We start from the raw sequence: 26,708 nt of genomic DNA on the forward strand, positions 1-26,708 counted from the left end.
GCCCAGTACCTTGGTAGCCCGCTAACCTGCGGCGTAGCCGTCGCTCGTCTCCTCCCAGCCGAGAAGTGTGTCGGTGAGCGCCGGGAGCGCCGCAGGGGCGAAGTGAAGAAGGCCCTCAAGCAGGTCACTCCAATCGCCCAGGGCGAGCGCGCGTGCCATGAGCCGCCGTCCCTGGGCGGGCTCGACGAGCTGCGCCAGCTTCGCCAGGGTGTCGGCGCGCCAGGCGGGAAGCGGGATACGCTCAGCCAGGTCCAGGGCTGCGCCCATCTCCCCCGTCATGGTCGCCGCCTCCGCCAGGTGATGCAGCCACATGGACCGTCCCCACCGATCGGTTGGCATCGACGTCTCGGCCCGGTGGGCCCAGACCGCCGCCAGTCCCGGCTCACCCGACCTCGCCGCCGCCTTCACCCGGGCCCCCATCGCCGCCGCTCGCCAGTATGGATCGGTGATGCCGCGAGCAAGCTCCTCTGCCGCGTCGAAGCAGCGGCTCCAGGCCAGGGCTTCCACCGCGTAGCACGCCACTGATTCTCGGTACTCGGTGCCCGCACAGCGGCGGGCGAGGTCCTGCAGAGAGACGGCGAGTACGGAGGCGCGGTGCCGGGCCCCGCCGACGGCAGCCGACCGGGCGAAGGAGGCCAGCAGCTGGGCCTGATCTCTCGGCGAACCCGGGAACACGTCAAGCAGCCGCGCGGCCCGGTCGAGCGCGCCGTGCCTGATCGCCGCCTGCGTCAGCGCCGCGCTGGCCTCGGACAGTTCCTCATGGTCCACGAGGCCGAGGATGAAGGCTTCGGCCCTGTCGAACTCCCTCCGGACGGCAAGCGTCCGTACCAGTCGGGCGCCGACATACTTCCTCATCCACAGCGGGGTGACAGTGCGTGCGAGCGCCTCGGCCCGATCGGTCTGACCCATCAACGCCAGTACACCCACCTGCTCCACCTGTACCTCTGCTTTCCAGTAAGGCGAGGCGGTGGCATCGGCGAGAGCGGCGAGGGCGTCGGCCAGGCGTCCGGTTCTCTCCCCGTTGCCAGCGGCGTCTGTCACTCCGGCGAGTGCGGCCAGCGCTCGGGCCCTGGGAACGGGCCGGACGTTGTCGCGGCAGACGCGCTCGGCGTCCGTGACGAGCGCAGTTGCCCGATGATGATCCCCACGGCCAAGCGATACCGTCGCCAGCAAGGCCAACGCCTCGGATTGTTCTTCCGGGTCGGTGATCGCAGCAGCCAGGGCCCCGGCGCGTGCGTCCTGGCCCGCCAACGCCGCCGCTCCCGCCGCGGCCACCAACAGCACGCCCGTTTCCTCAACCACCGGGGCGTGGGCCACGGTCTCCATCGACTGGGACAGCGCTGCCGCGCGTTCCCGGTCGGCGCACGTGGTCAACGCTTCTACCGCCGCCCGGGCCAAGGACCGGCTCGACGCTGAATCCTGCCAGCATGGATGAGCAGGAACCGCAGCCGCCTCCGCGAGCAGGTCCACCAGCCGTGCGGCACGCGGCGCGTCGCCCGAGGCGGCCACTGCCTGGGTGAGCGGCTCAATGACCTCCAACAACCACAGGGGAGGTTCGGCCCACCGGCTCAACTCCGCGGCCGCCTCGCGCAGCGCCACGCCGTGTTGGCCGATGCCAGCAGCGGCAGCCACCGCCAGCCTCGCCTCGATTTCGGCCCGCCGTTGGGCGGAACGCACCGTACCGGCGAGGACTCCCAGGTGTCGCAGCGCAATGGTCACACGCTCCGGCTCCTTTGAATCAACGGCCCACTCGACATCGCTTCGCCACCAGGAATGGGCATTGCGCCGAGCCAACTCTTCGATGGCATCGGCGAGTTCGCCAGCCCGCCTGCGATTTCCGCTCGCGGCGGCCGCCCGTGCACCCGCCGCCAACACATCGGCCTTTTCGCCGTCGCTGGCATCGGCTAGGACGGCATCCATGGCGCGTTCCAGAGCAGCGGCGCGGTCGTGATCGCCAGCGGCACCCGCCGCCTCCGCCACGGCGGCCATTCGGCGCGCCCGCCAGCAGGCCGAGTCGAACCCGTCGAGACCTTCGATGGTGTCAGCCAGTTGGGCCGCTCGCGCCCGGTCGCCCCCGAGACCCGCAACCTTGGCGATCTTCGCCAGCGCGGCACCCACCGCGTCGGGATCGTCCATTCCGCGGGCCAGTGCCTCGGCGCGGTCCGGCTGCCCGGCGGCGGCCCACACAACCGGCAAACTCAATGGATAGGTGTTGCGTTCCAGAAGCCGTCGGCGATGGACGGCGATCAGGGCCGTCGACACCAGGTCAGGCACCTCGCATGCCAGCACCAGGGCTTCCGCGGCGTCGATCTCGTTGAGCGCCGCGGCGTCCCCTCCGGTCAGCTCGCGCATTCGGTCGTGGCGGGCGGAATCGGTGGCGCAGGCGACGGCACGGGGCAGGTCAGCGGTCGCGCGTAGCATCCGGGCATAGCCACGCAGCAGATACTCCGGGGTGGCCAACGGCCAGCCCTGATCGCGGTAGATCTCCGCCCAGGTGTGCAGCCGCTCGCGGTACCTGGACAACCTGTCCAGGCCGATCATCGTGAGTGCCGTCTTCTGGAGTTCCTCGTGGGCCAGGACGTATACCTCGCAGGCGTCCTCTCCGGGCCCGGCCGTTCGCTGCCTACTGGCGGTGCGGGTGGCAAACGTCCGGCCGGTGACCGCTCGCAGGTGCTGGGCAACCTCCCAGGCATTGATGCTGGTCAGTTCGGCCAGATCAGACCTGCTCAAGCCGCCCCCTGCCGCTGCCACCAGACCCAGCAGGGCCCGTTCCTCCGATGTGCCGCGCAGCAGCCGCACCAATTCCCGTTCCATGTCGGCCCGGACCGCCGCAGCGTGCGGGGATCCGTCCAGGGGGCGGACGATGTCGGGGTCGCGCAGGGGATGGTGTGCCGGTACGTCCGCAGGTATTGGTGGATGGGGTCTGCCGGCCACTATCACCCGCAGCCCGGCAGGCGGTCGAGCGGGCAGAAGTGCGGCGATACTGTAGGCGTCCGGTCCGGTGGTCACGCCGCGGTCCTCGTCCAGACCGTCGACCAGCAGCACCAGACGCTCACCCCGCCGCTGACATTGGTGAGCCGCGTCCTCCAGCAGGGTGAGCAGATGGCCTTCACGGGTGGCTTCGGTGAGGTGGGCCGGTACCGGCTGCCCCAGCGATGCGGCGAGCTGTTCGGCGACGACCTCCGTGAAGGCCGCACGGTCGCTCTGCCCGGCGAAGCGCGCGGTGATGAAGAAGGGCAGGATCTTCGCTGACTGCGGGGGGTTGAGCGCGAACCAGGACATCAGCGCGGTCTTCCCGGCCCAGGCGGGCGCCTGCCACCACACGTAGGGCCCCCGGTCTGGTGCGGTGCAGAACGCCGCCAGCTCGTCCAGTTCGGCCTGGCGACCGACTAGTTCGGGGGGCGCAATGCGCAGAACCTGCTGCCGGTATCCGCTGCGGGCAGCAGGCGCCGCGTGCACTGCCACGTCACCGCGTACGACGCCGCTGACCGCCACCCCGCCAGTCGCGGCGTGCGCCTGCCCACTGCTGGTGACGGCGGCCAGCGGTTGTCGCCATCCGCGCGCCGTCACCAGGGCTCCGTTAGTCCCACGTAGGTGCGTCCTTCCTGGCCGGACCATCCCAGCGCTCCGCGCTCAGCCACCATGGGCCGAACACGACGTCTCAGTCGGGCACCGGTCAGGTCAGTCGGATACCGCTGGTGGCATCTCCGCCGTCGGTTGCATCGGCCGGGCCGGTGCGTTCCACCTCGACCGTTCCCCGGTCATCTCCCGTTGCGGCGCCCGGAGCGGTGAGACCGGAAACGGCGGTACCTCCGGCTCCGGCCCGTGCGTCACCGGTATCCGCCACCCGCAGCCCACGTGGACGCTGCCTGGGCAGAGCCGCCCAGACGGCGACGCCGAGCGCCGCCACCGCCACGAGCGCCGACACCACAGTGGCCACCTGACTCGCCTTGTCTCCCCGGAGCAGGAGGAAGGCTGCGCCCAGGCCGGCTACCGCGAAACAGGTCAGCGCCAGCACGATCCGCCGTGTGTTCATCCCTTCATCATCACGGCAGCCCCCACACATCGGGAGGACTTAACGGTCCGTCCTTCGGCCTGTACCGGCCGCCCTTTTGCACCCACGGCACCTGCCGCTTCACCGCACACGACCACGCCACCAGCCGAGGGCCCACGCCGACCGAGGAAATCAGCCGACCGACTACGCCATCAGGTGTTCTCGCCGGTGCTTCGCCACCGGCAGCAGGCCCGGCCCGTCAGCCCTCTACGGACGTTCGGCGGGCACCGACGGGCCAGAGGATCGTGGTCGGGACGCCGTGGTGCCGTGCCCAGTCGATGGTCCGGTCCGTCGACGCGGGGTGACGGCCAGGTTTGCCGTCCCACACCGCCACGAGTCGCTGCACCCGTCGGACCAGCTCCCGGTTGGCAACCACGTAGGCCGCGGTGTCCGAACGGTCGTAACCGGTGTGGACGACCGCTGTCGCCTGGTCGAGCAGCTCGTCGAAGGCCAGCCGATTCTCCGGCCTGATCACCGCGACCCGGTAGTCCCGGGCCGGCAGGATCACCTCGTAGGTGCCATCCAGATCGAGGATCGTGCGCGCGAAGACCTGGTCCGCGCCGGACGCCAGGCAGGTCACGCCGTGCACGGGCCGGTCGCTGATCCGGCCCAACTCGACGCGCAGAGCGTCGGCGACGAGCAGCTCGGTGTCGCGGGTCAGGTTGATGTGCCCGGTCACGCCGACGCGCACCGGGCCGAGGTCAGGCGGCATCCCTCGGGCCTCTCCGCTGCGCGGGCACCGGGGGTGTCAGCCGGATCAGCTCGAACCCGCTGTCGGACAGCACGTCGGGCAGTGCTCGGATCTCCTCGCGATTCTGCTCCTGCACGTCGGACGGCAGCTCCTCCCACGGCCGCAGGGCGGGATGCCGCCGCTGGACGTCATCACGCGGGTCGCCGTACGTCCAGCCGTCCCCGCGCCGTTCCCGGCACCACCGGTCGTGCTCCAGTCGGGCGAGTTCCTCGATCCGGTCGTCGATGGCCTGCCTGGCGGCCGAGGCGTCACCGGTGCCACCGTGCCGGGGCGCCACGACGCAACCGAGATCCAGCAGCTTGGCGGCGATGTCCTGCACGTGGGCCCGGTTGGCCCGCCGCAACGACTCGGGTAGCAGTGACCAGTCCACCATCGCCGGGGCGCCGCCGAGTCGTACCCCGGCGCGCTGCTGGGCCTGGAGGTACCGCTCGTGAATCAGCCGGGCCAGCCGCTCGGTGAGGTCCTCGCCGATCAGTCGGGCGTCGCAGGCGTGGGTGAGCACCGGATAGAGGCGGAGCTTGCCGTGCACCTCGTCGAGCAGGTCGTGACGGGAGTCGCCGTGAAAGGCCGCGGCGAGCGCCGCCTGCCGGTAGACCGGCACGAACACGGCACTCTCGGCGCCCTGCCACAGGGCGGGCGTGTCCAGCACGAACTGCAGGCCGCTGATCTCGTCCGGTGCGCAGACGTAGATGCGGTCGTAGCGGTCGCGGCCCAGACCGACGACACCGTCGAGGTCCAGGTCGTACGCGGTCAGCTGGCAGACGCTGGCCAGGAACGGGTAACGCGACGACGCTAGAGCGATCTCGGTGCCGGCATCCGGTGCCACGACGTCCACCCGCAGGGGTGGCACGGCGTGGCCCCCCGGGGGGTCGGCTCGGGATGCGCGCCAGTGCCGGGCGGTCTCCACCAGGAGTGCCCGGCGGAAGGCGCCGCTGCCCGCGATGAGGATCCTGGTCGGTTGGTCTCCCCCGCTGGGCAGCGGGTGGTGCCGGTGCAGGGCGCGTGCGGCGACGTCGTCGACGTGGAAGTAGTCCAGCCGCAGCCGGCTCGACCCGGCGGCACCGAGTCGTCGGGCCTGCAGGGACAGACACATCTCCGAGTCGTGGACCAGGATGTAGACCCGCGGTGGTTGCCGTCGGTCCTGGATGAGCCGGTTGGCGGTGTTGGCGATCGCGTGGTTTCGGTCGTCGTCCTCGCTGCAGGCGTAGATGGTGTGGGCTCGGGACAGGCCGGCGCCGCGCAACACCTCGGGGCTGGTCGGGTCGCCGACCACGCCGAGGTACCGGCGCCACCGGTACTCCAGCGGCCCGAACGGTTCGGAACGCACCACCACCACACGTTCACCGTCGGCGAAGAGCCGGTCGGCGAGCATGTGGGCGAACTGGGAGTCGCCGCAGACCAGGACGTGACCACGGGCCCGCCGGGCGCGCAGGCGGCGACTCTCGGCGGCCAGCAGCAGCCGGCTGGCCTCGGCCACGGCGAGGAGCGTGAACAGCGGGGCGGCGAACCGGGCCACCTGCAGTTGCCACGGGTACGGGCCGGCGTTCTGGAAGGGTTCGGCGCCGAAGACGAAGAGTTGCAGGTCGTAGTAGAGCACGTCGTACGGATCGTAGGCGACGTCCGGCCGGGCCTGGAGCAGGCGCTCGAAGCCGACATAGCCGAGGACGAGAGCGGCCAGCCCGATCACTCCGAAGAGGACTCGCAGACTCCAGCCGGCCGGGCGGGACGAGCCGGCGACCGGATCCGTCATGAGCTCATGGTATTTGACGAGGTCGATCGGATCGTGGCTCGACGCGCACCGACGGCTCCGGATCGATCACGGAAAGTCGTCGGGTCGGGTGTCGGGCAGCGTGGCCAGTAGTTGCCCGGCCAGCCGCCGCACCGCGCCGTCATCCTCCTGATGCGCGAGCCGCACGAGCACCTCCCGGGTCCGGGTGTCAGTGTCGTAGTGACGGGTCAACGCGAGCAGCGCGGTCCGGCGGATCTCCCAGTCGTCGTCGTCAGCCAGCCGCAGCAGCAGGTCCCGTACCCCCGTGCGGCCGGCCAGGCTTGCGCCCAGCTGCTCAACGGCCCGGCGGCGAACCTCCAGGGCCGGATCGTCGCGGACCAGCCCGACCAGCAGCACCTGAACCTCCGGGTCGGCGCCGAAGTGCTCGCCGAGCGCGGCGGCGATGCGGGCGCGGATCGCCGGGTCCTGGTCCGACAGGCGGCGCATGAGCCGCAGCGTCACCGCCATGGACGCCGAGCCCTGCTTGGTCAGACAACGCACTGCCGCATCGAACACGGTCGGGTCGGTGTCGGACTCGACGCATTCCAGCAGCACGTCGGTCACCAGTTCCGGACTCCCGTACGCGCAGAGGGTCTGTACGGCGGCCAACCGGATGCCGACGTAGCTGTCTCGACGTGCCCGCCGGCACAGTGTCTCCATCAGGCCCGGGGCGTCGCCGTGGCGGGCGAGCGCCTGGGCGGCGGCGCACAGCACGTTCGGGTCGGGGTCCCGACTGACCTGCTCGGCAAGGCACTCCCGCACCTCAAGGTCCGGTGGGTCGGCGAGACGGGCCAGGCTACGGGTGACCCGCAGCCGGACGATCGGGTCCCGCTCCTGGGAGGCGCGGCTGATGAGCAGATCGCGGGTCGCGTGGCCGAACAGCGGTCGCCCGGTGAGCAGGTCGACGGCGGCGAGCCGGACGCTCGCTGTCGGATCGCGTCGAGCGCTCTCCAGCAGCAGTTCCCCGGTGCGGTGGTCGGGGTAGGCCTCGGCCAGCGCGCGCACCGCGGCGAGGCGTACCGTCGCGTCCTCGTCGACGTGAGCCGAGCGGGCCACCACTGTCCAGCTGATGTCGTCGGCGCGGTCCCGGTCGATCAGAGCGGTGACCGCGGCGGCTCGCACGGAGGAGTCCTCGTCCTGCTCGATCTGATCGATCAGCCGGGCCCGGCAGCGCCCCTCCGGGTCGGGTACGAGCGCCAACCGCTGCACGGCGACCGCGCGGACCCGCGCGGACGTGTCCGAGCAGGCCAGCTTCAGCAACAGCTCGATGCTTTCCGGGCTGGGTCGCTCGCGCAGCAGCTCGGTCAGAATGCAGCGTCGGACCTCGTCCGGGGAATCGCCGGTGACCCGCCGCAACGCCGTGGTTCGTGCGGTCTCGGCGTACTCCGGCAGGACCAGCAGACCCTTCAGCGCGCACTGCACCACACCGGGGTCGGCGTCGGTGGCCAGCAGTCGCTGCATCGTCTCGGGTGCGTCCGGCAGGTCGGCGCAACGCGCGGTGAGCACTCCGGCGGCGGCTCGCCGCACCGCGACGGCGGTGTCTCCGGTGGCCCTGGCCAACACCTGACGGACGTCGTCGGAGAGTTCGGACCGGGTGCCGAGGGACTGCACGGCCAACGCCCGTACCGCGAGGTCGGGGGAGCTGGCGAGGTCGCGCAGCACTTCCACGAGGTCGAGGTCGGTGCCGAAGTGGGCGACCAGTGCGCGTACGGCGGCCTGCCGCACCGCTGTGGAGACCTCGGCGTGCGCCTGGGCGAGCAGGATGTCCCGGCATTGGCGACTGCTGCAACCGGTGGCCTCCAGCCGGCCGGCTGCCTCGGCCAGCCCGGCGACCAGGGTGAGGTGGGCCTGCCGCTCACGGCCCTGCCCCAGCTCCCGCACGAGCAGGTCCTCCATCTGCTCCTCGGCGGTGGACAGCACCGCAGCGATCCGGGTGGCGAAGGCAGAGCCGGATCGCCAACTGGTCCGGACCCCACGGCGGCGGTACCAGTGCAGGAAGATCTCCCGGCCGGGCCAACTCGGGCCGAGCGCCCGGATCGAGGACAGCAGCTCCTGCTCGGTGAGATCCACCAGGTTCGGGTCGTCGGCGGAGATGCCATGCTCGATGAGACGCACGACCTGGCGCAGCACGGCGTCGCCCGCGCCGGCCAGTTCGGCGGGCTGCGGCGCCTCGGCCACGCACTGCGCCGCCAGCACCAGGTTCCACGGCGGCCCGGTCAGGTTCAGCGGCGGCCACTGTTGGGTGGCCTCGGTGGCGAGCAGGGTGACCAGCTCGTTGGCGGTCTGGGCGGGCAGGGCGCTGGCGACCAGTCGGAGCACCTCCCGCCACGACGGATCGGCCCAGTGATCGCGAAACAGCGAACGCAGACGATCGATGCCCCAGGTCGGGTCGTGCTCGCATCTGTCCACGATCTCTTCGGCACAGAAGAATTCCAGGAACGCGCGGTGCACAAACCCGAACAGTCGCAGTCCGTAACGTTCCAGGATGAAGCTTCGCTGCCGCAATTTGTCGATCATCGAGTAGGCCATGGCGAGGGCCCGCTCATTCTCAAAACCGTAGAACGCGACGAGGTGGTCCCGGAAGATGCGCGCCAATTCGTCGGATTCAATGTAGTTGCCGGCGGGGCCGGACTCGCGGAACTGCATCCAGTACGCCAGGTGACGCAGCAGCCGGCGCTTCGCCTGCAGGTCCAGCGACGGCACGTCGCCGTGGCTTTCGCGCAGTTGCTTGGTCACATCCCACTCGGAGATCAGTACGTCGGTCACGTGCGCGTACAGCCGGCGTCGGTTGCGGGGCAGCGGGTGACCCCGGCCGACGATCGCCATGAGCATCAGCAGCAGGGGGTTGCCGGCGATCTCGCGCATCGCCCGGGAACTGCCCACCACGTCGAGGATCTGCCGCCGCTGCCGCTCTGCCTCCGCAGCCGGCGTGGGCATCACGTATCGGTACCAGTTGCCGAGAAATCTCGCGATCTGCTCGTCGTCGAGATCCTCCAGTGTGAAGTGGTCGAAGCCTGCGTTGGCAAAGGTGTGCCGTTGATAGCCGGCCGCCCGCGAGGTGACCACTGTCAACACCCCCGGGTACTCGTTGGCGAACGTGGCGATCTGCGCGGCCACCTCTTCCCGCTGCGCCGGGTCGAACACCTCGTCCAGGCCGTCGAACAGGAACAGCGCCTGGCCGCCCTGGCGCAGGTACGCCTCCAGCACCTCCTGGTCGACACCGGCCAGCCCCTGCTGGTGGCGGTGGCCGACGTAGTCGAGCAGGCCGTCGCACCGGCCATCCCCGTGATGGGTGGCGTAGGAGCGCAGCTCGATCAGGACGGGCAGGTACCGGTCCAGCGCACTCAGTCGAGGCTCGACGCAGACCTCGGCCAGCGTCAGCGCCAGGTACCGCGCGGCCGCGGACTTGCCCGAGCCGGGGTCGCCGAGCAGCACCATCGTGCGCCGGCCCGGGTCGGACACCACGTCGAACAACGACAGCTCGTCCTTGGCCGCGTACTCCTCCCAGAGCCGCTCCACCTCCTCCGGGTTGACCACCCCGGGCAGCCCGCCGACGTCGTCACCCGGCGTGGACCCGGCCCAACGCCACCACGCCAGCGGCATCTCCGGTCGCGCGTCCTCGTGGACGCGGGGCTCCACGAACACCTTGGGCAGCCCGACGGTGAGATAGCCGATGGTGGGACGCGGTGAGACCGCGTCCACCGAGACGGCCTGGTATCTCAGCGACAACTGCTTGTAGTACTGGTTGCGGACGGCCGCCGGCAGGTGGGTGTCCGGGTCGGCGGGCTCGCGGGCCGGGGACCTGCCACTGCGCACGTCGGCCAGCGCGGCGGTCACCTTGGCGGTGAGGTCGTCCACGCCGGAGAAGAAGGCGCAGAGGTGGCGTTCCTTGAGCTCGCGGCGCAATGCGACGATCTGCTGCCAGTCGGCATCCCGGTCGATCATGTCGACCGGCCAGGGCGTGTCCTCCGCGAGCAGGAAGACCAGACAGGGCTTTCCCGCCGCGAGCGCCTCCCGGTATTCCAACTCGGTGATGGAGGACTCCTGGCCGGGCGGCCGGAACCCGTACCGCCAGGCGAACAGCCCCACGTAGAGGTCGCACCGGCGCACGTCGGCGAGGCAGCGTTCCAGCGGCGGCCGGATGTCGGCGCCGTACGCCTCCATGGCCACGTCGTCGATCTCCAGGCGGCGAGCCACTGCGTGCACGGCAGCGCGGTATTCCAGCAGGTCCTTTTGTGTGGCCGAAATGTAGACCTTCATGAACGGCAAACTCCAGGGGGTGGCTGGCGACCGCACCATTGAAAATATCAGTCGCTGTCACGTCCGTCCGACCCGCGAACACTCCGAACGCCCGCCGTACATGGGATTCCCGTCCACCCCGGGCCTATGATGGCCATCAACAGATACGCATCCGGGCGGTCGAATCTCGTACTCGTGGAGTTTCGGTTGTCCGACGCGGATGCGTGTCAGTGCCGGTCGCGAGGGGTGTACGTCAATCAGCATGAGCCGCATACCGCACGACGAGCGCGGTGGTCGGTGGCAGCGTTGCGGAGGAAGCCATGCTCACTGTCGGTGAGGTGCACACCAGCCTTCTGCAGCACCGCACGGCGTTGGCCCAGGAGCAGAGCGCCGAAGTGCTCAGCCTGATCGAGGGCGAGGCCGTGCTGACCTCCCGGCGTCCATCGCTGTACGCGGTGTCACCCGATGTCCGCACCGGTGTCGACTGCTGGCTCCCGAGCGCCAGAAAGCGCCAGTTACGTGGGGTGGGAGCCGTCGTCACCCGGGCCATCATCACCGGCGGCCGGATCGTGCAGGCATCCTCGGTCATCCACGTCGTCGCCGGCGAGCGCCGCCAGCCGTGGTCGCACTATCTGGCCAACCCCGGCGTCCTGGAGACGGTCGGCAAGCTGGACGTCGCCGACCTGAGTGCGGGCTTCCTGCACGGCAACGACGCCGACGTGCTGAACCTGGAGGCGATCACCGGCCGGGTGCTCGACGGTGTGCAGATGTCCGACCTGCTGGACCGGCGCCCACCACTGCGCACCGCCCGCACACGGCTGCGCTGGACCGCGCAGACCGACAAGCGCCCGAACCGGGGGGTCTCGGCAGTGGTCACCGTGGACTCGCCCACCCTGCGTACGGTCGAACTCGTGCTCGACCCGCAGGACGTGCCGGCCGCCATGGCCGGGCTCTGCGAAGATCTCGCGTTGCACGACTGGCTGCTGACAGTGCTGTCCTCGCTGGTGGAGTCCGCTGTCACCCGATCGGCCTCCGGGCAGGAGCACGTCGAGCGGCTGCGGCCGGTGCTGGAGCACCTGCTGCACCTGTGGCTGCCCGGCGCGCGGGTGCACCCCCGGCTGCGGCCGATCTGGGACCAGTTGGAGCAGGTACCCGGGTTCAGCCGTCAGTGGAACTCGTCGGTCAACTGGATCCGGGATCAGATCAGCGTGAGCAACATGGCCCTGCTGCGCGACCTGGCCGGCCGGGTGACCATCGACGAGCCGTGCGGGCGCTGAGCACGCTCAGTCGCTGATGAACACGTAGCTCAGCCGGTCGACCAGCTCGCTGGGCAGGTGCAGGCCCTCGCCGCCGGCCCGCTTGGCGACCTGCTGCGCGACCGCCGGCGGCACCGCCACCTGGCCGAGGATGGTCCGTACGGCCAGCTCCACCGGCAGGTACTGGGTGCCCATCAGAGTCAGCGTGCGATACGCGCAGAACGGCGCGGCCGCCGGGTTCAGCTGCACGATCGCCGGGAGTTCGTCCCAGTCCGTCGGCAGCTCGCCGGCGAGCCGGCACGGCTGCGTCATCGTCTCGCCCCGATGCCGTAGCACGCCGAGTCGGGTCATCTGCCAGACCGAGGCGAGCAGGGCGCAGGCCCATACCCGGGCGTCCGGCTCGTCGGACCACAGCTCGATGTCGACGAAGATGGAGTGCCGGGGATCGCCGGACTGCAACGGCGGAGACCACGGACGTGGCAGGGTCATGGCCGGCGCGTCGACGTGCCCGGGTGACCGCTTACCGTTGGACAGCCAGCCCGACTCGCTCAACGGTGGACGACTCCCGGTGGTGTGCCGAGGGGGTTCCACCACCAGTGTGTCGACCACCAACCGGGCCAGCTCGGCACCGTCGTGCCGGGCGAAGCTGGACTCCCGGGCCACGTAGTCCAAGACCAGTCCGTGCTCCGCCGCGGCGCTCTGCACCTGCGGGATCACCTCGCGGGGGGTGCCGAAGCGGTGGAAGTAGTCGTCCAACATGAAGCAGGTGCTGATCCGCGGCTCCCGGTGTGCAGGCAGCCCTCGTCGGGCCAGAGCCGGGATAGCGGCCGACCAGTCCGCGATCCGCTCGAACTTGCGCCTCAGCTCCTCACACCCGTCGCCGAAGTCCTCCGCGTAGAAGTGCCCCAGCTCCACCGACAGATGCGAGTACGCCACGCTCTCTGTACGACGCACCGCAGCTGCCTCCTGGAACCTGACATCCATGCCGATCACGCGGTGTCCCATGCCGTCTCGTCGAAAAGCTTCTCGGTCAGGTCAACGAAGGCGTCCACCGTCTTGACGTTGGCAATTTTGGATTGCACGTCGTGATCGGAGATCAGCTGCTCCCGCCACTGCAGCAGAGGATCCAGCGGCACCACGCCGAGCAGCGTCGTCCGCCCGACACCGCGTCGTCGAGCCAGCTCCGACAGCTCCGCGTCGCACTTGCGCAGGAAGGCCTGCTGGGCGAGGCCGAGGTGGCCGACCTCCGGGCCACGTGAGTCGATCACCGCCGTACGGATGAAGCGCAGCGACTCCCGTAGCCGGTCCGGCTCGTGGCCGTACTCCTTGCCCATGGCCACGATCCCACCCGCCTCGAAGGCCAGGTCTGCCGCTGCGGTGACGTGCTGGGGAGTCCACCGGTGGAAGACCAGCCAGCGCACGGCGACCTTGCGCAGGGTCGAGGTCGCGGTGGCGGCCAGCGCGATCTGACTGGCGTACGACCGGCCGGCACTGAGGTCCACAAGGGTCAGGTCGAACTCCTCCTCCAGCCTGAGGAAGAGTTCGGCGCAGCGCTTGGCGATGTCGTTTGTGAAACCGAACTCGCTGCCGTTGCGTTGCCCCGGCAGGAGCACCAGCGGACCGGACCCGATGGGCCTCTGCCGCAGGCTGGCACGTTCGGAGGTGCCCCACACGTCCAACTGCTCCGGGGACGGGATCTCCCCGCGCAAATATCGGTGCAGGCCACCACCGTTGGGCCCGGCGCCCTCCACGCCATTGACGGCCTGCGGAATCTGGAACGTGATGCCGGCGGTCGGCGAGCCGAAGTCGTAATCCAGGTAGCAGGTGGGGCGACCGGACAACGCGCTGCGGTAGGCGATGTTCGCCGCGGTCACCGACCGCCCGGTGCCGCCCTTGTGCGACGTGACGAAGACCAGCATTCAGATCCCCTCGCTGGCCTTCTGCTGCCCGGTGGCGACGTCGTTGAGCAGCAACAGGAGAGTGTTCACCAGAGCGGCCGCCGTGCCGGGACGCTCGTCGACCAGCAGCTGCGCCCGGCCCAGGCTGGCTCGGATGCTGCGCATGCTGCGCTGCATCGCCTCACCGTCGAAGGTGCCGCGCATCAACTCACGGTCGAACAGGTATTCGGCCTCGTCGATGAGATCCTGCGCGTAGTCGGCCAGCCGGCCGGCTCGTGGGAACGGCCGCTCCCACAGCAGTTGACCGGAGGTGACCAGGGCCTGCACCACCCGCTCGGTCAGATACCAGGAGGGTGCGTCAGGCTTCGGCGCCAGGCCGGGAAAGGCACCACCGGCGTGGTCCCACAGCCCCTGGTGCCGGCCGTCCGGGATGCGCCGCAGCAGCAGGTGGTCCCACACCTCGTCGGCCAGCTCGAGCAGTTCACTGCGCCGTCGGGCGTTGCTCAGCAGACCGGCGACGGTGGTCGCCCGCTGTAACAGCACCGTGGAGAACTCGTTGACGTTCCACGTCATGATCGGCTTTGACGTGTCGTCGTTCAGCGTCACCCGCTTGCCTGGCGCGTGCACGAACAGCGCCGGCTCGCCGGGCGACGCCCGCCGGGTGATCCGCGCCCGCTGCGCCAGCTCCACCAGCACCGAGGCGATCCGCCCGAGCTCCTCGTCACCGCCGCGCCCGACGGCGATCAGGCCCTTCACCGCCAGCGACGTGGCCTGGAGGGTGTAGTAGTCGGTCCGGTCACCGTCGGTCGTCCGCCAGGGGATGTCCTCGATGGGCCACCGCCGTCGGTTGCCGAAGGTCGCCACCGTCGCCCAGTACGTCCGGGTGAGCTCCCAGCGCAGTTGCAGCGCCCGGGACAGCCGCTGCTGCTCCTCGTTGAGCAACCCGAGCAGCCGGGTGCGTTCGGAGTTCAGGTCCTCGATGGCGTCCATCGCGATAACCGTGAAGTACAGGTAGGGGGCGTTCTCCGCCGAGCCCTCACGTTGCGCGCCGATCGGCTCGGTGGTCGGGACCTCCTCGGCACCGGAGATGATCCCCCACGACCAGCCGCACTCGAACAGCATCTCGCTGTTGTCCAGGTCCTCGGTCACCCGACCCGACCCGATGATCACGCTACGCAGGCTCGCCATCGTGTCCCGCAACTGCTCGCGCAGCGCCGCCACCAACTCACGGCGCGGCAGCTCGTCCTGGTTGACCATGTCGCACAGACGAATGCCGTACTCGTCGGTGGAGGTGAAGACGAAGGTGCTGAAGCTGCGGAGCAGGCCGACCATCGCCGCCGTGAGGCGCGCGCCCGCCATCGCGTCCAGTTCGTCCAGTTGCGCCAACAGGTCGCGCCGCTGGGTGGAGCCTCGGTAGACCTTGACGAAACCGATCGTCGCCAGTGTGAGTGTGACCGACACCGCGAACGAGTCGACGATGTCCAGGGAACGCTGCTCGTCGGTGAGCTCCGGACCGCCCTCCAGCGGGGTGAGGTAACTGCCCCCGCCGAAGATCGGCGCGCCGGCGTCGTCGGTGTACCGCCGGAAATAGTCGATCATCACGCTGACCAGGCGGCGGGGAATCTCGATCGCGCCGCCGATCGGGCCGAGCGCCTCGATCACCTCTTCGTCGGCGCGGTCCGGGTCGTCCAGTGACAACACGGGGACCTTGGCCGCGGGGAGCAACAGGGTCAGCAGTTGCTCGGCGTCGCTGATCGAGTTGCTACCACTTCGGCTACCCCAGTGCCATTCACCGTTCGCCCAGCAACTGCGAACCGTAGCCCGCCAGATGTCGAGGATCTCCTGGCGCGGCTGCATCCGCATGACCCACCGCCGTCTGTTGTAGTCGTCGACTCGAAACCTCTGGTATTGCCGTGCCCACGATGGTCCACTATGCCGTTCAGCATCATGGTAGCGGGCCAGTCGAGTGCCACCTGAAAGGCTTCGATGGCCGCGTGTCGGCACTCCGGCCAATCGGGCGCGCTATGCAATGCCACGCCCCCACGCTGCGTCGACAGGCATGGCGTCGACGCATCCCGCAGGCACGCATCGGCGCTATCCGCGGGTACGGCCGGTGGCCAGCAGCATGCTCAAATACCCGTCGCGCAGCGGCGGCTTGGGCCGCACCTCGTGGACGTCCAGGTCGTACGCGCCCGCCGCGATAGTGGCCACCACGTCGGCGCGCTGCAGTGCCACAGCCGGGAACATCCGCCGACCGACGCTGTAGCCGAGGGACCCGAGCATGACCGTCACGGCGAAGGGCGACCCGGGCCGCAGCGCGTCCAGAAACCGACCGATCGCGTGCTCGGCCTCGGCCCGGTCGGCCGAGATGGAGCAGGCCACGAAGAACATCGTGCCGGCGCTCCAGGTGTGCCTCGGAAGGGTGAAGACGCTGGCCCTCACCACCCGGCCCACCTGCGCCAGGCGCCGGCGCGGGTCCGCCAGTGCGGCGTACGCGGGGTGCTCCACGCACACCTGCCAGTACGGGTCCCAGAGCTCGTCGTAGCTGTCGACCTGCGTGCGCAGCCAGTTGACGTTCGCCGTCGACCATTCACACAGGTCGACGGCCTTTGCGAACGGCAGAAGCGACAGCGCCGGGTACAGGTTCGCTCCCGACCCCACGTCGACGCACCGCGCGTCGGAGAGCTTCGCCTCGGCGAAGAAGTCTCGGATGCGGCAGAGGATCTCCCGATCGTCGGACCGCAGATCCGCGTAGTTGTGCCGGACATATGCCTGCGGGTCGAAGCTGTCCCACTCGACGTCGGAATTGACGGGCCTCGGCGACTGAATCGGCGAGCGTGGCGTCGACTCGCCGCAACCGCCCCCAGTCGCCGGGGTCAACGCCATGGACGGGCCTCCATCGGGTCGGCGGATCACATTGGTCGCTGAAGCTGCGCTCAGTGCACTGCCCATTATGTATCGACGGTGGTGTTCGCTCACAAGTGCAGGAACTTCACCACGCGCCGGGAATGACAACGACAGGACGCCGGCCGGATGCCGACAACCCGACCAGTTCGCATCCGGTGACCGGCCCAGTCCACGCTCACCCCGGTCCTGGCCGCGCCGGGCCCCTCGGACGGTGGGTTCTCCGTCATGAGCATCGCCCCGATCATCCCGCTCACCCTGACCAGGGCGGAGGCCACTTCCACCTTGAGGACCACGTCCATTCGGTCGATCTCACACCAGGCGTCGACGCAGCACGGGGTTGAGACTTCGCTGCTGCTGTTACCCCGCCGATAAGATTCGCTGTCGCGGGTGGTCAATGGTATGAATGCAGCGTGTCGTCGTCGCAGAACCCAGACCTGATGGGCACCGTCCGAGCCTTGGTCGAAGACGCGTTACCGGCCTCCCTGCCGGGCGCACGCGTCGCGGCGGAAAGCGATGAGGTCATCATCGCCATGCCGGGTGGTCGGGCCCGGGTGTCCCTGGGTCCGTTGCTCCGTCTCTGCCTGGATCAGCCCCACCAGGCGTGGCCCGAGCTGGTGGCCGACTGGGTCGCAGCGATACGCCGGGAGATGCCGGACCAGGTCTCCGCCGACCTTGGGCCGGCCGACCTCGAGCAACTGCGGCTGCGGCTCATCCCGGCGGCCGAGACCCCCGAGTCGGACAACTATCTGGCCATGCCGTTTGGTGAGCATTTCACTGCGGTGGTGGTGGTGAACCGGCCCGGCCGTCTGGACCTGCTGACCCTCGCTCAGGCGGCGCGACTGGGCCCCGATCCCGAAGGGCTGGTTCGCACTGCCGTGCGGCAGACCGTGGAGCGTGAACTGGTCTCTCTCGACGTGCGGGATCATGAGCTGCCCACCGGTGGTTCGGTTCGTCTGCTCGCCTCGGACGGCAATCCGTTCGTCACGACCGCCCTCATGTCCGTCAAGCGGTTCCTGCCCGAAGGCGCTGACAACGGCGCGCTGGTCGCGGCGCCGCAGTACAGCGCGGTGATGCTGCATAGCGTGTCGGGCCGCCTGCACGACAGCGCGGTGGCGCTGCACCGCTTGGCCAACTCGATGTTCGTGGCGGCCACTGATCCCTGCACCGACCAGATCTTCTGGTGGCACGGCGGGGAATTCCACCCGGTGCGTATCGTGGTGGAGCAGTCCGCAGGGACCGTGCAGGTTCGGTTGCCCGAAGTGTTGGCCCCGGTGGTGGAGAGGCTGGACCGCGGTCACTGAGGGGGCCAGGTCCGACCAGAACGCAATCGTGTCCCTGGGCGAACCGGGTGGTAGGCGAGACTTACGGGGTGAGCGTCTTGTCCAGTTTCTGGGCGGCCAGCGCCTGGTCCCGTTGCGAGGTCAGGAACTGGAGAGCCTGCTCGCGTTCTCCGTCGTGCCATGCCTGGATGAGCCGTTCGTAGAACGTGGCCTGCTCCGCCAGTTGCCGGGCGGCCTTGCCGGACATCCCGGCGGCCCGGTCGCGGCACAGCTGAGCGAGTTGTGTCGCGGGCTCGACTGGCGAAGCGGTGCCGTTGACCACCCGCCAACCCGGTAGCTGGTGCCAGTGTGTGCGGCGCTGGCGCGGGTCGTGGGCGAAGTCCCGCTCGGCCACGTCGGCGAGGCGCGCAGGAGGCCAGTTGTCGATTTCCTTCAGGCCGGTATCAAGCACGAACTGCCGGGTCTGGCCGGCTGCCGCATCGGACATCAGGTCCACCGTCGGCGGCGCTGATTGCACCTCGTCCATCCGCACGCCATAGGTCATAATCCAACTCGCGTAGGGCGTTACGAGCGGCTGCACGCCAGCGGCGACCCAGCCCACGGGCCGGGTGGGCGAACCGGAGTATCCGATCCAGGCCAGGGACCAGCCCAGCGGCTCGCGTGCCAGCACACTACCGACGCCGACGCCGCGCAGGCGCCACTCTCCCGGCAGTGCGGGGCGCAGCTCGGACAGGATCTGCCGCCACCGCCGGGCCTTGTCAGCAGAGGACATACGCACCTTCCGCAGATCGTTGCCAGGGCCCGGTCAGTCTACGCTCAGCGGTCGCTGCGTCGGCCGTAGCTCCTCGGGTTTGGCGGGCAGGTCGAGCACTTGTTTCACCGTGTCGGCCCAGCCCGGCGCGATGCCGGTCTTCAGGCCGGTCTTGAGGTCGTAGGCGTGCACGGCTTCCCAGTCGAGCTTGCCGGTGCCGGAGTCCCTATGCTGCCGCTCGAGGATGACATCCGGACGGAATGCCTGGTCCGTTATCTTCCGTCTCTCGATGCCCTGGGCGTCGTAGCCGATCTCGGGGCGTAGCCGGAAGCCCGTCGCAGGGTCGATGATGGTGCCGTCTCCGGCGTTGATCGCGTCGGTCAGGTGGCGGTGGGATTCAATGCCCAGCGCCGTGCGTTCCACGATCAGGTCCGCTACGTCCTCGTGCTTGCCGCTCTCCACGAGCTTCTCTCGCTGCCGCTGGTATCCCTCCCGCTGAAGAATCTCATCCCGGTTCTGGTCGACGTGGTCCCACGCGTCGTCGGCCATTTTCTGGAGTTTGTCGGCGACCGCATCACGGGCCTTGGCGATTTCCTTTAGGGTCTCCGGGTCGTGCTTGTCCAGCTCCGGGTTGTTCTTCGGGTCGTCGCTCTTCGATCCGGCGGGCTTGCCGTTCTCGGAGGCCGGTCCGCCCGGGCGGCCACGGTCGATTGCTGCGGCGACTGCCTGGTGGGTCTCGGCGACGGTGGTGGGTCTGCCATGTGGGGCGTCGCCGCGCTGCCGCGGCACACCGTTGTCGCCGCCGTCCTCCCCGCCTTCGCTGCCATCACCGGGGCGGCCGTGTGGTCCTTTGGGTTTCGCCACGATCCCCCCGTCAGCCGTTGATGAGCTTTGACAGGTTGGTAAGGCTGCTGACGAGCGCGGTGGTGTAGCCCACGATCCGCCCCGCCCACTTGAGCACCGCGGCGGTGATCTGCACGGCGATCACTGGGATGGTGACCACGAAGATCGCCTCGACTGCCCAGACGATCACGCGAGCGACCAGGTCCGTGATGAGGTCGCGGACGATGTCTCGGGTCATGGAGACCAGGTCTCCCGCAGCCTGGGTGGCGGCCGCCATCGCCGCGGCAGCACCCCCCAGACCCGCGACAGCGTCGAGGTTGTTCTTCATCAGCGACTGGTACGCGTCGGCGGCGTGGCCCTGCCAGTCCGGCAGGTCCCCGGACAGGTGCGCCTGTAGATCGACTGCCATCTGCTGCAGATGGCCAGCCATGTTGTCCCAGGTCGCCGCGTGCGACGCGACCACGTCGGGCATGCCGGTCAACCAGTCGAGCACCTCCCGCAACGGTTCGAAGTACTCCATTGCCCAACCGAGGCCGTTGGCCAGCAACGCGCTGAACGGGTCCAGCACCGTCGCGGCCACGTCCAGCCCGAGGGACACCCCGGCGAGCAGGTCATCCACCCAGCCCTCACTGCGGATCGCGTCCACCAGGCCTTCGACCCCGTCGGCCAGCGACGAGCCGGTCCACACCTCACGGGTCGACTGGACGCCCGCAACCAGCGACACGTCGGTCATGCGCTCAGCCGTCTGCTGATCGCACTCATCGAGGCCGCCCCGTCGCTGTCTACGCCGTCGTAGCTGCCGGCGGTGCGACGCAGGCCGTCCGCGACCAACCGTAGGTTCTCGTCGAGGGACGCGACCAGCTCGTCCTGGCGGGTGTGCCGGCCCTCCAGGATGGCCGAGATCCAGCCGCAGAGCAGCCCGTACGCCTGGTCGTTCTGCGCGATGTGGGCGCTCGCGCCGCGGACTGCCTCCAACCGGGAGCGCAACGCCTCGATCGACGCGCTGTGCGCGCGGATCTGCGCGGTGTCGGCCGTCCACCCTGCTGCGCTGTTCATCGTCGCCAGCCCTGGCCGTCGTGGGAGCCCGGCTCGCCCCACCCGGGTTCCGGATCGGGTCGCAGTTGCCTGCCCACCCGATCGGCGATCGCCCGCGCGGCAGTCGACTCGGTACCGACGGTCTCCGCGATGATCTGCTGCGACCGCTCGGCCAGCTGCTCCTTCGCCCGCCGGAGCGCGTTCATGACCGCCTGGGCCACCACCTCGGGCGAGACCCGCTGAGTCTGCCGACCCAGGCGCAAGCCCAACAGTGCGCCCGTGGAGTCCACAGTGACCTCAGCCAAGCCGTTGTCGTCCGCGACCGTGACCTGCAGCTCCCGCAGCCGATCACTCATCACCTTCGTGTCGGTGGCGAGCTTGTCGATGCGGCCGTGCCAGGCCCGTAGCTGATCCATCGCGCCATCCGGGTCAAGGACACCGCCCCCGCCCACAGCCCCGATTTCCATGCGCCTCCCCGAATAGCCCGGGATCCGGCGGGATATTGCCGAACGTCCCACGCCCTTAAGGCCAGGGTCGATTGTAGAGCATTTTCACGATCTGACTGACCCGCTGTCCGGGCCGTGACTGGCGTGACGGTGTCAATGGATTCGCTGTCCCACGTCGATACTGATCGGTGCGTCGCCGAGGAGACCGCACGAGGCGATGGGTCTGTTCGCGGCAGCGTCGCCCAGGCACGGCATCCGCAGGCTCGACTAGGCCGCGTTGCGTCCTGGGTCATCAGCCGATCGGATGATCAGAGGCGATGATCGGCTATTTCCATGTGCGATGGACACCGCGCGCCGCTTAGGAAGGAGGCATGACCAACGAGGTGACCGTTCCACTGCTGCCGTGCGCATCCATCGACGACATCGAAACCTTCTACGGAGTTCTCGGTTTCCGCACCACGTACAAGCAGCGCAAGCCCAACGCGTGTGTAGGGGTGCAGCGTGAAGACCTGCAGCTGCAGTTCTTCGAGATCCCCGGATTCGACCCGGAACAGTCCTACGGCTCCTGCCTCGTACTCACCGCGGACATCGAGGGACTCCATCGGGCATTCGCAGCCGGCATGCGCGCCGCGTACGGCAAGGTACTGGTGTCCGGAACGCCGCGGATGACCCGGCCCAGGGCGCGGAAGAACGCCGACGGGTTGGGCGGATTCAGCGTCATCGACCCGGGCGGCAACTGGATCCGCGTCTTTCGGCACGCCGCCACCGCGCCCACGCCGGCCGTCACACCTGCCGGGCGGCTGGCCAAGGCCCTGGCGAATGCCGTCGTGCAGGCCGATTCCAGGGGAAACGTCGAACAGGCCGTTCGGATCCTCGACAGCGCGTTGGCCCGCCCGCAAGCCGACGACGACCCGGTCGAGCAGGTGGAGGTCCTGGTATACCGCGCCGAACTCGCGATGGTGCTGCACGACCCAAAGACCGCAGCCGAGATGCTGGCCCGCGCCCAGACCGTCACGCTCACGGAAGACGAATCCGAAAGGGCGGCAACCGCGTTCGACAACGCCGCCGAACTCGCAGCAGCACTACGGTGAATCACCGTACCAACGCCTGACTGGCAACCGGGCGATAGCCGCGCCTGTCAGCGGCAGACCCGGATGTCGGCGGTGGCAGGTGGCGACGACACTGACCAGTTGGTTCGGCACCTGTCCGGCTGGGATGATCGTGGCCATGCGGTTGGAGTGGCGGTGACGGACACGTCGGATCGCGGAGTGCTGCCGGCACACGGTTCGCTGGCGGTCTATCCGGGTACGTTCGATCCGTTCACCCTCGGGCACCGCGACCTGGTGTCCCGTGCTCGGGTGATGTTCGACCGGGTCATCGTGTTGCTGGCGGTGAGCGCCGACAAGCAACCATCAGCCGAGGCCACAGCCAGGGCCGTACGCGTGCGCGAGGCCATGCCGGCCGCCTGGAGCAATGTCGAGGTGGACACCTGGACCGGCCTGACCACTGCCTACTGCGCGCGCCGGGGGGCCACGGTCATCGTCCGCGGCGTGCGCACGGCAGCGGACTTTCGCCACGAGTACCAACTCGCTGCGATGAACGAGCAACTCGGCATGCAGACCGTCTGGTTGCCGCCCCGTCCGCACCTGGCGGCCACCTCGTCCACTGCCACACGCGCATACCGCATGGCGAAGTCCGCCCCGCCGCTCCCGGGAGGCCGAGAGTGACGCGCGGGGCAACCGAAACGGTGGCAACACGACGATGTGGCACGGCCAGGTGGGCGGCCTCGGCCAGCGCCAGGGCGGCGTGCGGGTGGCCGGGTGCCCAACAGCGCCGCAGGAAGCCGGAGCGTGGGCCCGATTGGCCGCGAAGGCCGGCACATGATGGGCGTTCGATCGGAAGCGGATGTTGATGACGCGACCAACACTGTTCCTGACGGTCGGCCTCCCGTGCACCGGGAAGACCACTGCTGCTCGGCGTATCGAAATCGAGTGGAGAGCGCTTCGTCTGACGAAGGACGAATGGGTGAAGGCCCTCTACGGGCACGAGAATCCGCCATCGGCTCAGGACGTCATCGAAGGGCGGCTCATCGAGATCGGGCTGCGCGCCCTGGAACTCGGCAACAATGTTGTGATCGACTACGGCCTCTGGAGTCGAGACGAGCGCTCCGCTCTGCGACAGGCAGCAGCAGACCTCGGCGCGCTGGTGGAGATCCGCTACTTCGAGCTCACCCCGGCCGAACAGCGCCGGCGACTCGATCGGCGCCAGGCCGAAGCGCCGCACACGACGTGGCCGATGTCCGACGAGGAACTCGCCGACTGGGCTGCCACCATCAGCGTCCCGACCCCAGGCGAACTCGACGGCACCGAACCCATCGATGACCCACCGGCTGGTTTCGCGACCTGGAACGAGTGGCGCACACACCGCTGGCCACCGTCGGTCTCCTGACGCCGGCCCCCCGTGTCGGAGGTCGACGAGGTCGCGTTGTCGCTGTCGCCCGGCACGTCCCGTAGACATCGACCGACGGATCAGCGAGGTCAGCTTCGGCGTAGTTCGATCCGGTACCAGGCTCCCGCGTCTGTGGGGGTCTCGATCAGGGTGTCGGTGGTGCAGTTGTATCGGTCGGGCGTCCAGGAGGCGCTGAGGAGCCTCGCCCGCACCTTGCCGTCGATGAGCACGGTGGTCGACGACTCCTGGGAACGTTCGGCGTCGTAGCGGATCACGCCGTCTTGCACCTCGTAGCGGGCGTCGGCCTGCCCGGACCAGATGATGTCGATGCGCTGGCGCTCGATTGTGGTCGTGAAGCGGGTTTCGTTGCCGTAGTCCACGACGACGACGCCGTCGGGCCGGAAGGTCTGGGTGGTGCCGGTGGTGATGATCCGGTGAGTCCGGCCGGCCAGTTCCAGGTCGAACTCCCGTGACACCTCGCGCCAGGTGCCCACGAGGCAGGGATCCCCCACCGCTTCGACCCTCTCGGGCGGTGGCACGGGATGTGTGCCGATGGGCACGGGATCCGGTTTCAAGAATGCGTAGTTCCCCGGCACCTCCACGGCCGCACCGGCCAGTACCAACAGCGCCAGTCCGGCGAGCCCGCCAGCCAGGACTGGACGGGCTGATCCCCGCGTGGCGTCCGCTCTGCCGGTAGATACGGCGGTCGGGATGACCCCCGCGTGCGTTCGGGAGATATGGGTGCGGCGGCGCCAGAGTCCTCCGGCCGCCGCCGCGAGCAGCGCGACCGGCACCGCAATCAGTACCCCAGTTGTCGCGATCAACGCCAAGTGGAAGGTGATGTAGCTGTCGGGCAGGAAGCTCGGCAGTTCACAGCCGCGTCCTCCGGGGCCGGTGAGCCGCAGGCAGTCTGAGATACCCCGGCTCAGGTAGAAGCCGAGCGTGGCCACCGCCACGGTGGTGGTCACCGCAAGCGGTACCAGTACCGGTCGCAGCCGCGTCGAGCGGGCCGCGACGACAGCGGCACCCGCGGCTTGCAGCAGGGCAGCTACGGCCACGTAGGTATTGCCGTACACCAGGTAGAAGTAGAGTGGCTCGCCGCCGGTGAGCTCCTGCACGTTGAAGTCCGCCGGAAGGTGACGGACGTCGGCGGGCAGCGCCGCGTCGGCCGCGAACGGCAGGGCCAGCCCGACGGCGATCACGCCGAGCCCGGCCACGGCACCGATGCGGAGCGCCCGTCGTACCCCCGGTGGGCGGTGCCCAGTGCGCCGGAACCAGCCCAACAGCAGCGCCGGCACCGCCCACAGCAGCACGAGCCCGGCGGTGGCGAGCGGAGTGAACTGGACGAGGACTCGCGGATAGTAGCTGTGGACGAGGCTGGTCCAGCCGGCCATCTGGACGTACCAGCCGATCCCCCACCCCGACTGGGTGGAGTGCCACTGGACGCCCTGCAGGATGCTGCCGCCGAAGGCGGTGGCGTACCAGATCGCGAACAACGGGGCCCCGACCGTGATCGCGGTCGCGGCGCAGAGGCGCCGCCGCCTGTCGGACCGGCCGGTGGACTCGACGAGCACGGTGTCCACGGATCGCACCCAGACGGTGAAGAGGAAAAGACCCGCGACGAGGATCACCGCCGCCACGGGCAACTCGGTCACGCGCAGGAGTCCGGCTCCGCCCAGGTCAAAGTTCTCCGCGTACGTCAGAGACAACGGACCGCTGAGCGCGAATCCCAGCGCCGCGACGACGGGCAGCAGCAACTGCCGGCGTCGTGCCCCGGCTACGTCGGCGGTGCCGGTTCGGAACACCGCGCGGGCGAGCAGGCGGAGCAGGAGCGCTCCGACACCGAGTGACATCAGTGCCAAACCGACGACGAGATACTCCTCCAGCAGACCGCCCACGGTGAGGCTGACGTTGTAGAGCACCAATCCGAGGACGATGCCGTAGCCGGCGGTCTCGGCGAGACCGGGCTGCAACGTCGCGCCTGGATCGGCAACAGCCAGTGCCCGACGTGTCGGCGACGGATGGCTACCGAGCCGGGCCAGAAGCTCTCTCGACCTGCCGCCCAGGCCGATCCGTCCGGTCCGCACGGGCGGCCAGGGCAATGCGTTCACCACCCTGCCGAGTGCGCCGCCCGGCGTGTCCCAGCCAGCGGCGGTGATATCCGCGTGCAGCTCGCGGGCCCGGAGGATCGCGTTGCGCGCGAGGTACACGACCGCGGTCAGCACCCCGAGCGCGACGATCGGGAACAACACTTCGGCTACCGGGTGCGCGCTGTCCGAGGCCTCACGGGCCCGAAAGAGATCGGGCTTCAGTGACACGGCTACGAACGGGACGACGGCAACGGCGACAAACGCCCACCAGGTCGCGATGCTGAGGTAGGTGCGGTCGACGTCACCGTTGTGCAGATGCGCCAACTCGTGCCGCAACACGGCACGGAAGCCGGCCCGGTCGAGGTCGTAACGCACCAGCAGACCGACGTCGAGGCAGATCCGCCGCCTACCCGGCAGCCCGAACGCCTGGCCGCCGTGCGTGGTCGAGTAGGGCGCGACGAGCCACGTCGGCGGCCGACGCAGCCCCGCCTGCCGGGACATATCGGCTAGTTCATCCAGCAGTTCGGCGTCCGCGCCGCTTGCTATCGGACGCATCCGCCGACGCCGGTACAGCCACCACGGATGCAGCAGATACAGCAGTACGGCGACAAGCAGCTCTCCCAGGATTCCCGCCCCAACCCACAGTGCCTGCTCCCGAAGGAACGGACGCATGCAGAGCCGCATCAGGGCGGCCCCGTGGATGGCCGCGTCATCCGGTGGCGTGTAGGCGATCGCCTCCTGAACGTCGACCAGGCACTGGTCCAGCGCGGTGCTGACCGGCCCGGCCCCGGGCGATGCGCTATACACCGAGCCGAACGCGACGACGCTGGATGCCAGGACGGCGGCCACCAGCATCACGAAACGGATATCGGTACTGGCCCGCAGCGCCGCTCTCAACGAGTGCGCCGGGGGTGGCAGAGCATGTTGATCGGGTACGGGTCG

The 26,708-nt window shown here is 69.4% G+C and carries 20 protein-coding genes; 5 read left to right on the forward strand and 15 right to left on the reverse strand.

Annotated features, from left to right (window positions below; all coding sequences use genetic code 11):
- Positions 1 to 21 precede the first annotated feature (21 nt).
- The 5 genes from AB0K35_RS04110 to AB0K35_RS04130 form a co-directional block, all read right to left on the reverse strand.
- The gene (locus AB0K35_RS04110; RefSeq protein ID WP_363883629.1) at positions 22 to 3,570 is read right to left on the reverse strand and encodes a hypothetical protein; all 3,549 of its coding nucleotides are present in this window, start codon (positions 3,568 to 3,570) and stop codon (positions 22 to 24) included.
- 106 nt (positions 3,571 to 3,676) lie between these two features.
- The gene (locus tag AB0K35_RS04115) at positions 3,677 to 4,036 is read right to left on the reverse strand and encodes a hypothetical protein (protein ID WP_238668092.1); all 360 of its coding nucleotides are present in this window, start codon (positions 4,034 to 4,036) and stop codon (positions 3,677 to 3,679) included.
- 217 nt (positions 4,037 to 4,253) lie between these two features.
- Entirely contained in the window at positions 4,254 to 4,766 is a 513-nt protein-coding gene (locus AB0K35_RS04120) for a hypothetical protein (protein WP_363883632.1), read from the reverse strand.
- Positions 4,756 to 6,555 (reverse strand): RyR domain-containing protein, encoded by a 1,800-nt coding sequence (locus tag AB0K35_RS04125; protein ID WP_363883634.1) that lies wholly within the window; start codon positions 6,553 to 6,555, stop codon positions 4,756 to 4,758. Before AB0K35_RS04125 ends, AB0K35_RS04120 begins: the two co-directional genes overlap by 11 nt.
- Before the next feature lie 66 nt (positions 6,556 to 6,621).
- Positions 6,622 to 10,833: a HEAT repeat domain-containing protein gene (locus AB0K35_RS04130; RefSeq protein ID WP_363883636.1), complete on the reverse strand. Its 4,212-nt coding sequence runs from the start codon at positions 10,831 to 10,833 to the stop codon at positions 6,622 to 6,624.
- Positions 10,834 to 11,132: 299 nt separating this feature from the next.
- Between AB0K35_RS04130 and AB0K35_RS04135 the strand changes: the two genes are divergently transcribed.
- Entirely contained in the window at positions 11,133 to 12,089 is a 957-nt protein-coding gene (locus AB0K35_RS04135; RefSeq protein ID WP_238668096.1) for an SCO2521 family protein, read from the forward strand.
- Between the two features lie 6 nt (positions 12,090 to 12,095).
- Here AB0K35_RS04135 and AB0K35_RS04140 read toward each other — a convergent pair whose 3' ends face one another.
- From AB0K35_RS04140 to AB0K35_RS04155, 4 genes are all read right to left on the reverse strand, one after another.
- On the reverse strand, positions 12,096 to 13,073 hold the full coding sequence (locus tag AB0K35_RS04140; RefSeq protein WP_274525405.1) for an SCO2522 family protein: 978 nt from the start codon (positions 13,071 to 13,073) through the stop codon (positions 12,096 to 12,098).
- A complete protein-coding gene (locus AB0K35_RS04145; RefSeq protein ID WP_203120842.1) occupies positions 13,058 to 13,987 on the reverse strand; it encodes an SCO2523 family variant P-loop protein in 930 nt (309 codons plus the stop codon). Before AB0K35_RS04145 ends, AB0K35_RS04140 begins: the two co-directional genes overlap by 16 nt.
- The gene (locus AB0K35_RS04150) at positions 13,988 to 15,829 is read right to left on the reverse strand and encodes an SCO2524 family protein (RefSeq protein WP_363883638.1); all 1,842 of its coding nucleotides are present in this window, start codon (positions 15,827 to 15,829) and stop codon (positions 13,988 to 13,990) included.
- 231 nt (positions 15,830 to 16,060) lie between these two features.
- Complete coding sequence (locus AB0K35_RS04155; protein ID WP_238668099.1) at positions 16,061 to 16,852, reverse strand: SCO2525 family SAM-dependent methyltransferase; 792 nt, start codon at positions 16,850 to 16,852, stop codon at positions 16,061 to 16,063.
- Positions 16,853 to 17,283: 431 nt separating this feature from the next.
- Between AB0K35_RS04155 and AB0K35_RS04160 the strand changes: the two genes are divergently transcribed.
- The gene (locus tag AB0K35_RS04160; protein ID WP_238668100.1) at positions 17,284 to 18,174 is read left to right on the forward strand and encodes a hypothetical protein; all 891 of its coding nucleotides are present in this window, start codon (positions 17,284 to 17,286) and stop codon (positions 18,172 to 18,174) included.
- Between the two features lie 61 nt (positions 18,175 to 18,235).
- On the opposite strand, the gene AB0K35_RS04165 is transcribed toward AB0K35_RS04160, so the two are convergent.
- From AB0K35_RS04165 to AB0K35_RS04185, 5 genes are read right to left on the reverse strand one after another with little or no spacing between them, the layout of a single operon-like run.
- The gene (locus AB0K35_RS04165; RefSeq protein ID WP_238668101.1) at positions 18,236 to 18,925 is read right to left on the reverse strand and encodes a hypothetical protein; all 690 of its coding nucleotides are present in this window, start codon (positions 18,923 to 18,925) and stop codon (positions 18,236 to 18,238) included.
- A gap of 33 nt (positions 18,926 to 18,958) precedes the next feature.
- Positions 18,959 to 19,768 (reverse strand): hypothetical protein, encoded by an 810-nt coding sequence (locus AB0K35_RS04170; protein WP_238668102.1) that lies wholly within the window; start codon positions 19,766 to 19,768, stop codon positions 18,959 to 18,961.
- Between the two features lie 10 nt (positions 19,769 to 19,778).
- The gene (locus AB0K35_RS04175; RefSeq protein ID WP_238668103.1) at positions 19,779 to 20,480 is read right to left on the reverse strand and encodes a hypothetical protein; all 702 of its coding nucleotides are present in this window, start codon (positions 20,478 to 20,480) and stop codon (positions 19,779 to 19,781) included.
- Positions 20,477 to 20,803, reverse strand: coding sequence for a hypothetical protein (locus AB0K35_RS04180; protein WP_238668104.1), 327 nt, complete (start codon positions 20,801 to 20,803; stop codon positions 20,477 to 20,479). Before AB0K35_RS04180 ends, AB0K35_RS04175 begins: the two co-directional genes overlap by 4 nt.
- Complete coding sequence (locus AB0K35_RS04185) at positions 20,800 to 21,198, reverse strand: YbaB/EbfC family nucleoid-associated protein (RefSeq protein WP_363883642.1); 399 nt, start codon at positions 21,196 to 21,198, stop codon at positions 20,800 to 20,802. Before AB0K35_RS04185 ends, AB0K35_RS04180 begins: the two co-directional genes overlap by 4 nt.
- Positions 21,199 to 21,599: 401 nt before the next feature.
- Between AB0K35_RS04185 and AB0K35_RS04190 the strand changes: the two genes are divergently transcribed.
- The 3 genes from AB0K35_RS04190 to AB0K35_RS04200 all read left to right on the forward strand — a co-directional run bounded on the left by AB0K35_RS04190 (position 21,600) and on the right by AB0K35_RS04200 (position 23,676).
- Positions 21,600 to 22,319 (forward strand): VOC family protein, encoded by a 720-nt coding sequence (locus AB0K35_RS04190; protein ID WP_238668106.1) that lies wholly within the window; start codon positions 21,600 to 21,602, stop codon positions 22,317 to 22,319.
- A gap of 153 nt (positions 22,320 to 22,472) precedes the next feature.
- Complete coding sequence (coaD, locus tag AB0K35_RS04195; RefSeq protein WP_363883645.1) at positions 22,473 to 22,955, forward strand: pantetheine-phosphate adenylyltransferase; 483 nt, start codon at positions 22,473 to 22,475, stop codon at positions 22,953 to 22,955.
- A gap of 184 nt (positions 22,956 to 23,139) precedes the next feature.
- Positions 23,140 to 23,676: an ATP-binding protein gene (locus tag AB0K35_RS04200; protein ID WP_363883647.1), complete on the forward strand. Its 537-nt coding sequence runs from the start codon at positions 23,140 to 23,142 to the stop codon at positions 23,674 to 23,676.
- 89 nt (positions 23,677 to 23,765) lie between these two features.
- Here the strand turns inward: AB0K35_RS04200 and AB0K35_RS04205 are convergent, their stop codons facing one another.
- A complete protein-coding gene (locus AB0K35_RS04205; protein WP_363883649.1) occupies positions 23,766 to 26,615 on the reverse strand; it encodes a M48 family metalloprotease in 2,850 nt (949 codons plus the stop codon).
- Positions 26,616 to 26,708: the final 93 nt, after the last annotated feature.

It is taken from the genome of Micromonospora sp. NPDC053740 (genome assembly GCF_040677775.1).
In the GTDB taxonomy this organism is placed as follows: Bacteria; Actinomycetota; Actinomycetes; order Mycobacteriales; family Micromonosporaceae; genus Micromonospora; species Micromonospora alfalfae.

What these genes read in the sequence shown, in the direction of transcription:
- AB0K35_RS04165 (WP_238668101.1), bottom strand. Translation starts at nt 18,925, where the DNA reads ATGTCCTCTGCTGACAAGGCCCGGCGGTGGCGGCAGATCCTGTCCGAG.
- AB0K35_RS04140 (WP_274525405.1), bottom strand. Translation starts at nt 13,073, where the DNA reads ATGGGACACCGCGTGATCGGCATGGATGTCAGGTTCCAGGAGGCAGCT.
- AB0K35_RS04125 (WP_363883634.1), bottom strand. Translation starts at nt 6,555, where the DNA reads ATGACGGATCCGGTCGCCGGCTCGTCCCGCCCGGCCGGCTGGAGTCTG.
- AB0K35_RS04185 (WP_363883642.1), bottom strand. Translation starts at nt 21,198, where the DNA reads ATGGATCAGCTACGGGCCTGGCACGGCCGCATCGACAAGCTCGCCACC.
- AB0K35_RS04135 (WP_238668096.1), top strand. Translation starts at nt 11,133, where the DNA reads ATGCTCACTGTCGGTGAGGTGCACACCAGCCTTCTGCAGCACCGCACG.
- AB0K35_RS04180 (WP_238668104.1), bottom strand. Translation starts at nt 20,803, where the DNA reads ATGAACAGCGCAGCAGGGTGGACGGCCGACACCGCGCAGATCCGCGCG.
- AB0K35_RS04190 (WP_238668106.1), top strand. Translation starts at nt 21,600, where the DNA reads ATGACCAACGAGGTGACCGTTCCACTGCTGCCGTGCGCATCCATCGAC.
- AB0K35_RS04175 (WP_238668103.1), bottom strand. Translation starts at nt 20,480, where the DNA reads ATGACCGACGTGTCGCTGGTTGCGGGCGTCCAGTCGACCCGTGAGGTG.
- AB0K35_RS04145 (WP_203120842.1), bottom strand. Translation starts at nt 13,987, where the DNA reads ATGCTGGTCTTCGTCACGTCGCACAAGGGCGGCACCGGGCGGTCGGTG.
- AB0K35_RS04120 (WP_363883632.1), bottom strand. Translation starts at nt 4,766, where the DNA reads ATGCCGCCTGACCTCGGCCCGGTGCGCGTCGGCGTGACCGGGCACATC.
- AB0K35_RS04150 (WP_363883638.1), bottom strand. Translation starts at nt 15,829, where the DNA reads ATGCGGATGCAGCCGCGCCAGGAGATCCTCGACATCTGGCGGGCTACG.
- AB0K35_RS04155 (WP_238668099.1), bottom strand. Translation starts at nt 16,852, where the DNA reads ATGGCGTTGACCCCGGCGACTGGGGGCGGTTGCGGCGAGTCGACGCCA.
- AB0K35_RS04200 (WP_363883647.1), top strand. Translation starts at nt 23,140, where the DNA reads ATGACGCGACCAACACTGTTCCTGACGGTCGGCCTCCCGTGCACCGGG.
- AB0K35_RS04130 (WP_363883636.1), bottom strand. Translation starts at nt 10,833, where the DNA reads ATGAAGGTCTACATTTCGGCCACACAAAAGGACCTGCTGGAATACCGC.
- AB0K35_RS04115 (WP_238668092.1), bottom strand. Translation starts at nt 4,036, where the DNA reads ATGAACACACGGCGGATCGTGCTGGCGCTGACCTGTTTCGCGGTAGCC.